Annotated in this window: 13 protein-coding genes; 7 read left to right on the forward strand and 6 right to left on the reverse strand. The window is 41.3% G+C overall.

What is annotated here, in order from left to right; translation table 11 throughout:
• Positions 1-9 precede the first annotated feature (9 nt).
• Positions 10-696, forward strand: a complete 687-nt coding sequence (gene radC, locus HMPREF1517_RS09760; RefSeq protein WP_037601712.1) for a RadC family protein — start codon at positions 10-12, stop codon at positions 694-696.
• 57 nt (positions 697-753) lie between these two features.
• Here the strand turns inward: radC and HMPREF1517_RS09765 are convergent, their stop codons facing one another.
• The 6 genes from HMPREF1517_RS09765 to HMPREF1517_RS09790 all read right to left on the reverse strand — a co-directional run bounded on the left by HMPREF1517_RS09765 (position 754) and on the right by HMPREF1517_RS09790 (position 5528).
• The gene (locus tag HMPREF1517_RS09765) at positions 754-1449 is read right to left on the reverse strand and encodes a gamma-glutamyl-gamma-aminobutyrate hydrolase family protein (RefSeq protein WP_037601715.1); all 696 of its coding nucleotides are present in this window, start codon (positions 1447-1449) and stop codon (positions 754-756) included.
• Positions 1442-2101 (reverse strand): redox-sensing transcriptional repressor Rex, encoded by a 660-nt coding sequence (locus HMPREF1517_RS09770; protein WP_002884205.1) that lies wholly within the window; start codon positions 2099-2101, stop codon positions 1442-1444. Before HMPREF1517_RS09770 ends, HMPREF1517_RS09765 begins: the two co-directional genes overlap by 8 nt.
• 141 nt (positions 2102-2242) lie before the next feature.
• A complete protein-coding gene (locus HMPREF1517_RS09775) occupies positions 2243-2590 on the reverse strand; it encodes a DUF1831 domain-containing protein (protein WP_002884733.1) in 348 nt (115 codons plus the stop codon).
• Position 2591: 1 nt separating this feature from the next.
• The gene (locus HMPREF1517_RS09780) at positions 2592-3704 is read right to left on the reverse strand and encodes a cysteine desulfurase family protein (RefSeq protein ID WP_037601718.1); all 1113 of its coding nucleotides are present in this window, start codon (positions 3702-3704) and stop codon (positions 2592-2594) included.
• A gap of 3 nt (positions 3705-3707) precedes the next feature.
• Positions 3708-4679 (reverse strand): ribose-phosphate diphosphokinase, encoded by a 972-nt coding sequence (locus HMPREF1517_RS09785; protein WP_002886837.1) that lies wholly within the window; start codon positions 4677-4679, stop codon positions 3708-3710.
• Between the two features lie 273 nt (positions 4680-4952).
• Positions 4953-5528 carry a CYTH domain-containing protein gene (locus tag HMPREF1517_RS09790; RefSeq protein ID WP_002886838.1) on the reverse strand — a complete coding sequence of 192 codons (576 nt, stop codon included), beginning with the start codon at positions 5526-5528 and terminating at the stop codon, positions 4953-4955.
• A gap of 95 nt (positions 5529-5623) precedes the next feature.
• On the opposite strand from HMPREF1517_RS09790, the gene HMPREF1517_RS09795 reads away from it, so the two are divergent.
• The 6 genes from HMPREF1517_RS09795 (at position 5624) to HMPREF1517_RS09820 (ending at position 13357) form a co-directional block, all read left to right on the forward strand.
• Positions 5624-6298 (forward strand): GTP pyrophosphokinase, encoded by a 675-nt coding sequence (locus HMPREF1517_RS09795; protein WP_037601722.1) that lies wholly within the window; start codon positions 5624-5626, stop codon positions 6296-6298.
• Positions 6270-7106, forward strand: coding sequence for an NAD kinase (locus HMPREF1517_RS09800; protein WP_002884507.1), 837 nt, complete (start codon positions 6270-6272; stop codon positions 7104-7106). The genes HMPREF1517_RS09795 and HMPREF1517_RS09800 overlap by 29 nt, the downstream gene beginning before the upstream one ends.
• Positions 7103-7999: an RluA family pseudouridine synthase gene (locus tag HMPREF1517_RS09805; protein ID WP_037601725.1), complete on the forward strand. Its 897-nt coding sequence runs from the start codon at positions 7103-7105 to the stop codon at positions 7997-7999. The genes HMPREF1517_RS09800 and HMPREF1517_RS09805 overlap by 4 nt, the downstream gene beginning before the upstream one ends.
• Before the next feature lie 15 nt (positions 8000-8014).
• Positions 8015-8998 carry a phosphate acetyltransferase gene (gene pta / locus HMPREF1517_RS09810; protein ID WP_037601729.1) on the forward strand — a complete coding sequence of 328 codons (984 nt, stop codon included), beginning with the start codon at positions 8015-8017 and terminating at the stop codon, positions 8996-8998.
• Positions 8999-9234: 236 nt separating this feature from the next.
• The gene (locus HMPREF1517_RS09815; RefSeq protein WP_037601731.1) at positions 9235-11205 is read left to right on the forward strand and encodes a peptide ABC transporter substrate-binding protein; all 1971 of its coding nucleotides are present in this window, start codon (positions 9235-9237) and stop codon (positions 11203-11205) included.
• A gap of 181 nt (positions 11206-11386) precedes the next feature.
• On the forward strand, positions 11387-13357 hold the full coding sequence (locus HMPREF1517_RS09820; RefSeq protein WP_037601734.1) for a peptide ABC transporter substrate-binding protein: 1971 nt from the start codon (positions 11387-11389) through the stop codon (positions 13355-13357).
• The last annotated feature ends 14 nt before the right edge of the window (positions 13358-13371 follow it).

Genomic DNA, 13371 nt, shown 5'->3' on the forward strand with positions numbered 1-13371 from the left:
TTTTTTCTTATGTATAGTATTGTAGCTGAGGAGTCGGGGCTTTTGCCTCGTGAACGACTCTTACAGAAGGGAGCAGAGGTGTTGTCTGACCAAGAGCTGTTGGCGATAGTGCTGCGGACAGGGACCAAGTCTGAGTCGGTTCTATCTATGGCCAATCGTATTTTGAAAGGGATGACGAGCTTGGCGGATTTGTCTCGTTTGTCCTTGAATGAGCTTCAGGAGATTCCTGGTATTGGACGTGTGAAGTCTATTGAGCTCAAGGCTATGGTGGAGTTGGCTAAGCGGATTCAGAAGGCTGAGTTGTCTCGTTCTGAGCAGATTATGTCCAGTCAGCAGGTGGCTCGTCGTATGATGTTGGATATTGGAGACAAGCCTCAGGAGCATCTGGTGGCTATCTATTTGGATACGCAGAACCGTATTATTCAGCAAAAGACAGTCTTTATTGGTGGGGTTCGTCGTTCGATTGCTGAGCCACGTGAGATTTTACATTATGCCTGTCATCTGATGGCAACGTCTTTGATTGTGGTTCACAATCATCCTTCGGGGGAAGCCTATCCTAGTCGTAATGATATTGATTTTACTCAAAAGATTAAGCGGTCCTGTGATGACTTAGGGATTTGTCTGCTTGATCATCTGATTGTTGGAAAATCAACCTATTATTCCTTTCGTGAGGAGAGGGAGGATTTTGATCTTTAGGTTGAACCTATGTGATAAAGACAAGAGAAAAGCAACTGAGTGCAGTCTCAGTTGCTTTTAAAGTTCGTTAACGACGTATTCAAAGAGTTTGAGGTCTTCTTCGCGTTTGTCTAGGAGAAGCTCTGGGTGCCACTGTACACCAAGAAAGCGAAGGTCTGGACTATTTGACTCAACAGCTTCGACTGTGTTGTCCTCAGGATCACGCGCAATGACACGAAGGTCAGAGGCCAAGTGTTTGATACTTTGATGGTGGAAGGAGTTGATAGAGGTTCCACGTCCGTAGATTTCTGCTAACTTACTGTTCTCATCAACAATCATCTCATGGTAGAGGTAATCAGAAGGCTTGTCCTGCCAGTGATTTTCAATATCTTGATGGAGGCTACCACCTAGTGCGACGTTCATTAGTTGGGTTCCACGACAGATTGAAAAGATGGGTTTCTTCTGCTTAGTGGCTTCCTCGATGAGTGCCATTTCAAAGATATCCCGTTCGAGGAAGAAGTCGTCTTCACTGGCATGGTTCTCTTCGTTGTAGAATTTAGGGTCAACGTTTTGCCCACCGATCAGGATAAGCTTATCAATCATGGAGATGTAGGTCTTGGCTTCCGAAGGATCGGATACTGGTAGTAGGATTGCTAGGCCACCGGCTCTTTGAACTCCTTCTACAAAGCCAGATGGGGCATAAGACCAGTTGATGTCTTCATGGGCTGGATTAGGCCTTACATTGGCAGTGATTCCGATAATTGGTTTAGTCATTGTTTCTCCTTGATTTTTCTTCTTCTTTCATGAAATAGAGTAGGGTTTGTAGTTCGCTAGTCAAGTCTACGTATTGGACTACCACATGGCGTGGAAGATTGAGGTTGACCGGAGAGAAACAGAGAATGCCTTCAATTCCAGCATCAACCAAAAGATCAGCCACCTCCTGGGCCTTAACTGATGGCACTGTCAGGATGGCTGTTTTGATATCTTCTTGGGCAATCTTGTCCTTAATCTGGGAAATCCCATAGATAGGAATCTTGTCCTCGGTTTGAGTTCCAACCAATTCGTTATCGTCTGTATCAAAAGCCATGACCAGCTGCATGCGGTTACGCTCTTGAAAACGGTAGTGGAGGAGGGCACGCCCGACATTACCAACACCTACGAGGAGTACCTTGGTAGTCGCATTGTCATTTAGGAGTTCAGCGAAAAATGTCATCAGCTTGTTTACGTCATAACCAAAACCACGGCGACCTAGCTCACCAAAATAGGAGAAGTCACGACGAACAGTAGCAGGGTCAATCCCAATCGCTTCAGCAATTTGTTTAGAGCTTGCTTTGTCGATATTTTCACGATGGAATCGTTTGAAAATACGATAGTAGAGAGAGAGACGTTTGGCAGTGGCGTTTGGGATGTTTTTCTCAAATGTCATTGATCGCTTTCCTTTCTTCAATTAGTATGATTCTCTTATATTTTAAGAAAAGTTTGTGAAGATTGCAACAAAATAGTGTAGATGAGGCGATATAAAAAACCTATCACATGGATAGGCTATTTATATGTAGTAAGAAAAAATTTAGACTTCTTCTTGCTCGAAAACGTTACGATCAACCAAACTCTGCATCAAGAAGTAGAATTTTTCTTGCAAGATGTGGTGATCTTCATTTTTAAAGATATTAACGTTACGAAGGCCAGATTTGTCTGTGATAGACAATTTGAAGCCTGTCAAGTCTTTGTTAATAGTGATTTTGAGTGGGAAACCTTCGCCTGAGTTAGGCACTTTTTCGAGAAGGCGGTGCAACTCGTAGTTTCCGATTTTATTTTGCACAAAAGTCGTATCACGTAGAGTGAATTTTTTGACATTAGGACTGATGGTGTAACGGTACTTACAGTCAGTCAAATGAATGCTTTTTTCAAATGCCATGTTAGTCTCCTATGATTTGATTAAGTTTTTCTGCTAGGGCCTGGAGTTCTTCAGCGGTATTTTCCTCTGATAAACTAATGCGAATGGCTGTTTTTAGCTTGTCAGAATCCTTGCCATAGAGGGCCTGGATGACATGACTTGGATCAACAGTTCCAGCAGTACAAGCAGAACCTGTTGAGACAGCAAAGCCTGCTAGGTCTAACAAGGTTAAGAGAGGGCCGTTTTCCTTATCAGGAAAACTGATGTTGATGACGTGAGGTAGGCTAGGTCCTCCACCATTGATTTCATAAGGAATGGTAAGGGAATCTAGAAAGGCCTGACGAATCTTTTCAACATGTTGGTAATTGTCTTGGTAGTGGTCACTAGCATGCTTGTAAGCAGCGGTCATACCTGCAATCCCGACCAGGTTTTCAGTACTGGCACGGCGTTTTTCTTCTTGCTCACCACCGTGGAGTAGGTTGTCAAAATGCAAATCGTTATGATAGAGCAAGCCGACACCTTTAGGTCCGTGGAATTTATGGGCACTAATAGAGAGAAAATCGGCTCCAAGTTCCTCTGGATGAATAGGAAGTTTTCCTGCTACCTGAACGGCATCAACGTGGAAGGCAGCTTGGTGATTGGCAAGCAAGTCACCAATTTCCTTGATAGGAAGCAATTGGCCGGTCTCGTTATTGGCATACATAACAGAAACTAGAATGGTATCGTCACGTAAGGCCTCAGCGATTTGTTGAGCAGTAATAACCTGATTTTCTGGTTGAATATAGGTTACTTCAAAACCAAAACGCTCTTCCAAGTAGGCCATGGTGTGAAGGACAGAGTGGTGTTCAATAGCAGTTGTAATCAGGTGCTTACCTTTAGCTTGATTGGCTAGGGCGTAACCTTTGATAGCTGTATTGTTTCCTTCAGTCCCACCAGAAGTGAAAATGAGCTTACGAGCAGGGACTTCAAATTGTTTGGCCATTTCTTCACGGGCTTCACGAAGTTCCTTGGAAGCTTGACGACCATAAGCATGGAGGCTGGATGGATTTCCAAAGGTTTCAGTCATGACATGTGTCATAGCTGAAATAGCAGCAGTATTTAAAGGAGTTGTTGCTGCGTTGTCCAAATAAACCATAGCTTAGTCCTCGTTTGCAGTGTAAGCAAAGAGTGGGCTAAGTGGTTGACGTTCGAAAATACGAGTAGTAGCGTTAGCGATTAGCTTACTTGCTGAAATGTATTTAACATTTGTAGGAACTTTTTCTTTAGTTGCAACTGAATCTGTCACCAAGATTTCTTTAATTGGAGCAGCGTTGAGGACTTCAGCAGCACCTCCTGCAAAGAGACCGTGGCTAGCTACTGCATAGATGTCTTTAACGCCACCACGTTCAAGGATTTTAGCAGCTTCAGCAAACGTTTTACCAGTGTTAAGGATATCATCAACCAAGATTGCTGTTTTTCCTTCAACCTCACCGATGATGTAACCTTCTTCACGTTCTGAATCATCTTGAGCGTAGTCAATGATAGCGATTGGTGCATCAAGGTAGTCCGCCAAGCTACGAGCACGTTTAACACCTGAGTTTTTAGGGCTAACAACGACAACATCACTTCCTGTGAATCCTTTTTTGTTGTAGTATTCAGCAAACAAAGGCATTGTGAAGAGGTTATCTACTGGGATATCGAAGAATCCTTGAACTTGGACAGCGTGAAGATCAAGCGTCAAGAGACGATTGACACCAGCTTTAACTAGCATATTGGCAATCAATTTAGCAGTGATTGGTTCACGTGACGCAGCGATACGGTCTTGACGTGCATAACCAAAGTAAGGCATAACAACGTTGACAGAGTTAGCACTGGCACGTTTGCAGGCATCAATCATGATGAGCAATTCCCAAAGGTGGTCGTTAACAGGGTTGCTAGTAGATTGGATGATATAGATGTCGTCCCCACGAACAGACTCTTCAATGTTGATCATGATTTCACCGTCAGAAAATTGACGTGAAGATACTTTACCAAGTGGCAATCCAGTAGCCTCAGCAATTTTTTCAGCAATTTCTGGGTTTGAGCTGAGCGAGAACAATTTCAATTGTGGGTTTGCTTTTTGATGTACCATGACGATGGTGACTCCTTTAAAAAAATAAGATGCTAAGCCCAGTTAGGGCTATTGTAATAAAACTACAGATAGTTCTATTTTAGCAAAAAGAAGCAGAAATTTCAGCCATCAAAGTATGATATTAGTGAAAAATACCGAACCTTTGTTAGATAAAATTCCTTTGTATGCGTTTTTAGAGAAATCTATTACCCTCTGAAGTTCTAAATACTTGTGGCATTTGAAGCTACATGTGTTTAAAATAAAAAAACAAGGAGCCAGCTCCTTGTCTAAATTTTAGTCTTTGTCTCTCTTGAGGGTAGCTACAAAGCGTGCAACCTTACTCTTGGCATACTTAAAGTCAATATTATTTTCTTTAAGAAAGGCATCAAAGTCGTCTTTACCTTTCTCAGCATCCGAAACTTCTAGTTCAAGCTCGTAGTCTTTCTTGTCAGCATAGACATTGACATCAAGAGCCATGAGGCCGATGTTGGTCTGGTACTCGCGACGAGTTGTGGTCAAATGTCCGAGGATGGTTAGGTCCTCTAGTTTAACCCCACGTTCTAAAAGAATGGATTTGATTTGACAATCAGGAAAGTCCAGCGACTTAGTCAAAGCCTTAGCATCCGCACAATCCATGGTAACGTTGTACTCCATGTTCCCGACTTTTTCAGGGATTTTCAAGGTCAGCTCACCATGAGTGGGAAGTGTCCTAATACGCAAAGACAACTTTTTATTTCTCATGTCACTCTGAGGAGTGTCGATGTAGTAGTTTGTTTGCGTAACAGGTGTCACATGGGAGAAAAGCATCGCTAAACGATTGTACTCGTCTTTGGTGAGTAGAGTCTTGTACTCTATCTCTAAATGGTTCATGTGTGTCCTCCCTTGTGCTTTCAAATGTGGTATAATATAACAGATTGTATTTATTTTATAAAAAACTAAAGCTTTTGACAAGGAGGAGTCCTATCTTGACCATGGATTGGGAAGAATTTCTAGACCCCTATATTCAGGCCGTAGGTGAGCTCAAAATCAAGCTCCGAGGCATTCGTAAACAATTTCGTAAGCAAAATCGTCACTCGCCCATTGAGTTTGTGACGGGACGTGTGAAGTCAGTGGCTTCCATTGAAGAGAAGATCGCCCTTCGTGGCCTTTCGATTGAAAATTTGGCTCAAGATATGCAGGATATCGCTGGTCTCCGAGTCATGGTCCAATTTGTCGATGATGTGGATGAGGTTTTGGCTTTGCTTCGTCATCGTAGTGATATGACTATTGTTTCAGAGCGAGACTATATCAGAAACCGTAAAAATTCGGGTTATCGCTCTTATCATGTTATTATATCTTATCCCGTTGATACCATAGGTGGTCGTAAGGAAATTCTTGCAGAGATTCAGATTAGGACTTTGGCCATGAACTTTTGGGCCACCATTGAACATTCCCTTAATTACAAGTATCAGGGGAATTTTCCTGAGGAGATTAAACTTCGCTTGGAAACTACGGCCCGCATGGCTTATGAGCTTGACGAAGAAATGCGGAAGATACGTGATGATATTAGAGAAGCCCAGTTGCTCTTTGATCCAATTAATAGAACTTTGAAGGATAGTGTAGGAAATAGTGATGACACAGATGAAGACCTCTTCGGATGAGATGAAGGTAGCTATTATTGCCAATGGCAAACCCCAAAGTAGGCGTGTTGCCTCGAAACTTTTTAATGCCTTTCGAGATGATCCTGATTTTTATTTGACCAAGAAAAATCCAGATGTGGTCATCTCAATTGGTGGTGATGGCATGTTGCTATCGGCCTTTCATATGTATGAAAAAGAGCTTGCGCGTGTGCGTTTTGTAGGGATTCACACGGGTCATTTAGGCTTTTATACGGATTATTTGGACAGTGAAGTGGATCAATTAATCGAGACGCTTCGAAAAGATAGTGGTGCAAAGATTTCTTACCCTCTTTTGAATGTCAAATTGACCCTGGCTGATGGTCGTTCTTTTACGTCGATTGCCCTCAATGAAGCAGCCATCAAGCGTAATGAGAAAACCATGGCAGCAGATGTTTGCCTTAATGATGTCTTGTTTGAGAGCTTCCGTGGAGATGGGTTGTCAGTGTCGACGCCTACAGGATCAACGGCCTACAATAAATCCTTGGGTGGTGCGGTCCTTCATCCTACCATTGAAGCCTTGCAACTGACAGAGATTGCCAGTCTTAATAATCGTGTGTACCGGACCTTAGGAAGTCCCCTTATTGTGCCCAAGCATGAGAAGATTACCGTTTATCCTACCCGAATGGGAAGCTACACTCTATCCGTTGATAATAAAACCTATACCAACCGTAATGTGAAAAAGGTAGAATTTTCAATCGACCAACGTAAGATTTCTTTTGTTGCTAGTGCCAGTCACACAAGTTTCTGGGAACGCGTACGTGATTCCTTTATTGGAGACATGGAAGAATGAGATATGAATTTACCGTAGGGCGTTCCTGTCGGGTCAAGACCTTTTTGAAGGAGCACGATATTTCAAAAGGACTTCTAGCCAAGATTAAGTTTGAAGGTGGTCATATTTGGGTCAATGGCGAGGAGCAGTTTGCGACTTATCCTGTCCATGAAGGAGATGTGGTTGCCATTGAAATCCCTGACGAGGCACCGCATGAAACCTTGAAGCCAATTCCTTTTGACTTGGATATCGTCTATGAGGATGATAACTTCCTGGTGATTAATAAACCCTATGGCTATGCTAGTATTCCAAGTGTTAACCATGACAATACCATGGCTAATTTCGTTAAACATCACTTCGTTAGCAATAATTATCCCAACCAGCGTGTGCATATTGTGACACGTTTGGATAAGGACACCTCTGGTCTCATGCTGTTTGCTAAGCATGGTTACGCCCATGCTCGTATGGATAAACAGTTACAACAGAAGTCTATCAAGAAACATTACTATGCCTTGGTTGAAGGTGAGACCAAACTTGAGAAGCAAGGTGAAATCATTGCACCGATTGCGCGTGATGTGGATTCCATTATCACACGTCGAGTCCATAAGTCGGGGAAATATGCCCACACTAGTTATCGTTTGGTAGGTGATTATGGTAGGGTTAAACTGGTTGATATCAATTTGCATACTGGGCGTACTCACCAGATTCGCGTCCACTTTGCCCACTTAGGCCTTCCCCTTTTGGGAGATGATCTTTATGGTGGTTCTCTAGACTATGGTATTGAGCGCCAGGCCTTGCATTGTCACCGTCTTGCATTTGTTGATCCTTTTACCAAAAAAGAGATGGTCCATGCATCTTCCTTGACAGATGATTTTGAAACCGTTATCATGAACTTACAAACTAAAAAAGATTGATTGAGGAATTTTTTTATGCGTAGTCTATTTGGTGAACTTCGTGAACATATTTCAGGGAAAGGTGTTAAGATTGTTTTCCCTGAGGGTAACGACGACCGTGTGGTTCGTGCAGCAGCCCGTTTGAAATTTGAAGGATTGGTTGATCCTATTATTTTGGGAGACCCAGCAGAGGTTCACAAAATCTTGAACGATCTTGGTTTTGCAGACTTTAACTATACAATTATTAATCCTGAAACCTATGAAGATTTCGAGGAAATGAAGGAAAAATTTGTTGAAATCCGTAAAGGGAAAGCGACAATGGAAGATGCGGAAAAGTTGCTTCATGATGTCAACTATTTCGGTGTTATGCTAGTTAAACTTGGTCTTGCTGATGGGATGGTTTCAGGTGCTATTCACTCAACAGCGGATACGGTACGTCCGGCCCTTCAAATTATCAAAACAAAACCTGGTATTTCTCGTACATCAGGTGTCTTCCTTATGAACCGTGAAAATACCGATCATCGCTTGATGTTTGCTGACTGTGCTATCAATATTGAACCAAATGCTCAAGAATTGGCAGAAATTGCAATTAATACTGCTGAAACAGCTAAAGTTTTTGGTATTGATCCTAAAGTGGCCATGCTTAGCTTCTCAACAAAAGGTTCTGCTAAATCGCCAAAAGTTGACAGGGTTGTTCAAGCAACAAATATTGCTAAAGAAATGCGTCCTGACTTGGCTATTGATGGGGAGTTGCAGTTCGATGCAGCATTTGTTCCAGCAACAGCAGCTATTAAGGCTCCAGATAGTGACGTAGCAGGACATGCTAATGTCTTTGTCTTCCCTGGCTTGCAGGCTGGTAATATCGGCTATAAGATTGCCCAACGTTTGGGAATGTTCGAAGCTATCGGACCAATCTTACAAGGTCTTAATAAACCAGTAAACGATCTTTCTCGTGGTGCTAGTGCTGAAGATATTTACAATTTGGCGATTATCACAGCTGCTCAAGCTCTTAATGGCTAATTTTAACTTAGAAACAGAGGTTTAACCAAGGGGTTAGGCCTTTTTGTTTTATGCATGACTGGTGATTAAAAATAAATCGATTAAAGTAGCTAGAAATCCAGGAAATACAATGGACTGTTGAGTTTGCCGTGTTTCATTATGTACTTTGCTTGTGCAAAATATTCTGATAGTGACTGTTTTTCTTGATTATTTATGCTATAATGAAAGAGTAAAATTTTATTTTTTGGAGAAATCTTATGAAAAAAAGCAAATGGTTAGCCCTTGCGGGTGTCGCCCTTCTAAGTGTTGGTGTGTTAGCGGCTTGTTCTTCTAAGTCAAGTACTAGTGGAACGACTTATAGTTATATTTATAACTCAGATCCAGAATCCTTGGATTATATTACATCAAATACTGGACCAACTAAGACTGCTGTAACTAATGGTGTAGATGGTCTTATGGAAGCTGATAAATATGGGAACCTTGTTCCTTCAGTAGCTGAAGATTGGTCTGTGTCTCAAGATGGTTTGACTTATACTTATAAAATCCGTAAGGGTGTTAAATGGTATACTTCAGATGGTGAAGAGTATGCTGATGTGACTGCTAAGGACTTTGTGACTGGTCTTAAGCATGCGGCTGATGCCAAAGCTGGAGCCCTCTATTTGGTACAAGATTCTATTGCTGGATTGTCTGACTACCTTTCTGGTGCCAATAAAGATTTCTCAAATGTTGGCGTTAAAGCAATCGACGATTACACTCTGCAATACACACTTAAAAAACCGGAACCATACTGGAACTCTAAGACAACCTATGGTTTGCTCTTCCCAGTTAACGAAGACTTTCTTAAGAACAAAGGGAAAGATTTTGGTAAGTCAACGGACCCAACCTCTATCCTCTATAACGGTCCTTTCCTTCTTAAATCTTTGACAGCTAAATCATCTATCGAGTTGACTAAGAATGAGAATTATTGGGATAAGAAAAACGTGCATTTTGACTCTATCAAATTGTCATATTATGATGGATCGGATCAAGAATCACAAGAACGTAGTTTCTCTGACGGCGGTCTCAGCATTGCACGTGTCTTCCCTATGAGTTCAAACTATGCATCGGTAGGAAAGAAATATAAAGATAATATTTATTACACAGCACCAGGTGCATCTACATCGGCTATTGGTGTAAACATTGACCGCCAAAGCTATAAATTCTCAGCTAAGAAGACAGATGCTGAAAAGACATCAACTAAGAAGGCTCTTCTAAACAAAGACTTCCGTCAATCAATCAACTTCGCTATTGATCGTACTGCCTATCAATCACAAGTAAACGGTAAAGATGGCGCAGCTCTTGCTCTACGTAACCTTTTTGTTCCTTCTGATTTTGTCAGTGCAGGCGATAAGACCTTTGGTGATCTTGTGACAGCAAAAATGAGCTCTTATGGTGATGAGTGGTCTGGTGTTAACTTTGCAGATGGTCAAGATGGTCTCTACAATGCGGAAAAAGCTAAGACTGAGTTTGCCAAAGCCAAAGAAGCTCTTCAAGGTGAAGGCGTTCAATTCCCAATTCACTTGGACCTTCCAGTTGATCAAAGTTCTAAACTTAATGTTGCTCAAGCTCAATCATTGAAACAAACGATTGAAAAATCATTGGGTAGCGAAAATGTCGTTATCGATATCAACCAATTGTCATCTGATGATATGCAAAATGCTACTCTTAATGCGGCTAATGCGGCAGCAGAAGACTGGGATATTTCAAACGGTGTGGTTTGGGGTCCAGACTATCAAGATCCATCAACTTACCTTGATATCTTTAAGACAACTTCAAGTGAAAATACCAAGACTTTCATGGGGTATGATGATCCAAACAATGCTGCCGCAGCTCAAGTGGGTCTTAAAGATTATGACGCCTTGCTTGATTCAGCAGCTTCAGAAACAACAGACCTCAATGCTCGTTACGACCGTTATGCTCAAGCTCAAGCTTGGTTGGAAGATAGCTCACTTGTCATTCCATTGACTGTTGGTAACGGTGCAGCACCAGTTATCTCACGCTTGACACCGTTTACGGGTGCTAGCATGCAAGTGGGTGATAAGAACTCATCAGACTACTTCAAATACGTGAAACCACAAGAAAAAGTAGTTACTAAGAAAGAATATGAACAAAGTCGTGAAAAATGGCTTAAAGAAAAGAAAGCATCTAACGAAAAAGCTCAAAAAGATCTTGAGAAACACGTTAAATAATATTCTTGAGGAGAAGGCAGTTAGCCTTTTTCTTTTGTCCAAAAAGGGCTAATTCCTAGTGTTCATAAGGGGTATAATTGTGAGAAAGTCAGTATAAGACAAAATATTCTGAAAATTGTACTCATCTTATTTTTTATGGTATAATGTAGGCATATAAAAAAAGATTTTTTGGAGAATGCTTATGAAAAAAAGTAAATGGTTGGCCCTTGCGGGTGTTTCCCTCCTAAGTGTTGGGGTTTTAGTGGCTTGTTCATCAAAATCAAACACTTCAAGCAATACTTATAACTATGTTTATACTGCTGATCCTGAGACATTGGATTACCTTATTTCCAATAAAGGTTCAACGACTGATGCTGTGACAAATGGTGTCGATGGCCTTTTGGAAAATGATAAATATGGAAACTTGGTACCTGCTATTGCCAAGGATTGGACTGTTTCAGCTGATGGTTTGACTTATACTTACAAACTTCGTAAGGGAGTTAAATGGTATACTTCAGACGGTGAAGAGTATGCGGAAGTAACAGCTAAAGACTTCGTAACAGGTCTTAAGCATGCTGCTGATAAGAAGACAGAGTCAATTTATTTGGCAAAAGATTCTGTAGTAGGTCTTGCTGATTATTTCAACGGTACTGATAAAGACTTCTCTAAAGTTGGTGTTAAAGCACTTGATGACTACACTCTTCAGTACACTCTTAAACAACCAGAACCATACTGGAATTCTAAGATGACTTATTCTCTCTTCTGGCCTGTTAACGAAGAGTTCCTTAAGTCAAAAGGGGATAGCTTTGGTAAATCAACAGATCCATCATCTATCCTTTATAATGGTCCATACATCCTTAAGTCATTGACAGCTAAATCATCTATTGAGTTGACTAAAAATGAAAACTATTGGGATAAGAAGAATGTTCACTTTGATGGCATCAAACTTTCTTTCTACGATGCATCTGACCAAGAATCACTTGTCCGTAATTTCACTGATGGCGCTTATAGTCAAGCACGTTTATATCCAACAAGCTCAAACTTTAATTCAGTAGAAAAACAATATAAAGATAATATCTTCTATACACAACCATCTGCAGATATTGGTGGGGTTGGTGTTAATATTGACCGTCAGTCTTACAACCATACATCTAAGAAGACTGATGCTGAAAAAGATTCAACTAAGAAAGCTCTTCTTAACAAGGACTTCCGTCAATCAGTTAACTTTGCTATTGACCGTACAGCTTATTCAGCACAACTTAATGGTGAAAAAGGTGCAGCACTTGCTGTTCGTAACCTTCTTGTGAAACCTGATTTTGTTTATGCTGGTGACAAGTCATTCGGTGATTTGGTAACTGAAAAGATGCCTTCATATGGTGACGAGTGGTCAGGTGTTAACCTTAAAGACAGTCAAGATGGTCTCTTCAACGCTGATAAGGCTAAGACTGAATTTAATAAAGCTAAGGAAGCTCTCCAAGCACAAGGTGTTCAATTCCCAATTCACTTGGACCTTCCAGTTGACCAAGCTGCAAAACCAACTGTAGCACGTGCACAATCTTTGAAACAATCTGTTGAAAAGACACTCGGTAAAGAAAATGTGGTTGTAGACGTTCATCAAATGTCTCAAGATGATCTTCTTAACAGTACTTTGTATGCAGCTAACGCAGCAGCAGAAGACTGGGATATCAATATTTCAGTTGCTTGGGCGCCTGACTACGAAGACCCATCAACATTCCTTGATATCTTCAAGACAACAGCTAGTGAGAACACAAAAACTTACATGGGATTTGACGATCCTAACAATGCAGCAGCAGCTCAAGTAGGTCTTAAAGACTTTGATGCTTTGGTTGATAATGCAGCTAAAGAAACAAGCGACCTCAATGTACGTTATGAACGTTATGCAGAGGCACAAGCTTGGTTGGAAGATAGCTCACTCTTCATGCCACTTATGGTTAACAAGGGTGCTGCTCCAATGGTAGCTCGTTTGACACCATTCTCAGGTGCTTACTCTCAAGTGGGACCTAAGGGTTCTGACAGATACTTCAAGTACCTTGAGCCTCAAAAAGATGTTGTCACTAAGAAAAACTATGATAAAGCCCGTGAAAGCTGGCTTAAAGAAAAGTCTAAGTCCAACGAAAAAGCTCAAAAAGACCTTGAGAAACACGTTAAATAAAAGGACGATGGAAC

The sequence above is a fragment of the Streptococcus sp. ACS2 genome (genome assembly GCF_000525585.1).
Classification (GTDB): Bacteria; Bacillota; Bacilli; order Lactobacillales; family Streptococcaceae; genus Streptococcus.

Bases quoted from the DNA above. Each gene is read 5' to 3' on its own strand.
- radC (WP_037601712.1), top strand. From the start codon at position 10: ATGTATAGTATTGTAGCTGAGGAGTCGGGGCTTTTGCCTCGTGAACGA.
- HMPREF1517_RS09765 (WP_037601715.1), bottom strand. From the start codon at position 1,449: ATGACTAAACCAATTATCGGAATCACTGCCAATGTAAGGCCTAATCCA.
- HMPREF1517_RS09770 (WP_002884205.1), bottom strand. From the start codon at position 2,101: ATGACATTTGAGAAAAACATCCCAAACGCCACTGCCAAACGTCTCTCT.
- HMPREF1517_RS09775 (WP_002884733.1), bottom strand. From the start codon at position 2,590: ATGGCATTTGAAAAAAGCATTCATTTGACTGACTGTAAGTACCGTTAC.
- HMPREF1517_RS09780 (WP_037601718.1), bottom strand. From the start codon at position 3,704: ATGGTTTATTTGGACAACGCAGCAACAACTCCTTTAAATACTGCTGCT.
- HMPREF1517_RS09785 (WP_002886837.1), bottom strand. From the start codon at position 4,679: ATGGTACATCAAAAAGCAAACCCACAATTGAAATTGTTCTCGCTCAGC.
- HMPREF1517_RS09790 (WP_002886838.1), bottom strand. From the start codon at position 5,528: ATGAACCATTTAGAGATAGAGTACAAGACTCTACTCACCAAAGACGAG.
- HMPREF1517_RS09800 (WP_002884507.1), top strand. From the start codon at position 6,270: ATGACACAGATGAAGACCTCTTCGGATGAGATGAAGGTAGCTATTATT.
- HMPREF1517_RS09805 (WP_037601725.1), top strand. From the start codon at position 7,103: ATGAGATATGAATTTACCGTAGGGCGTTCCTGTCGGGTCAAGACCTTT.
- pta (WP_037601729.1), top strand. From the start codon at position 8,015: ATGCGTAGTCTATTTGGTGAACTTCGTGAACATATTTCAGGGAAAGGT.
- HMPREF1517_RS09815 (WP_037601731.1), top strand. From the start codon at position 9,235: ATGAAAAAAAGCAAATGGTTAGCCCTTGCGGGTGTCGCCCTTCTAAGT.
- HMPREF1517_RS09820 (WP_037601734.1), top strand. From the start codon at position 11,387: ATGAAAAAAAGTAAATGGTTGGCCCTTGCGGGTGTTTCCCTCCTAAGT.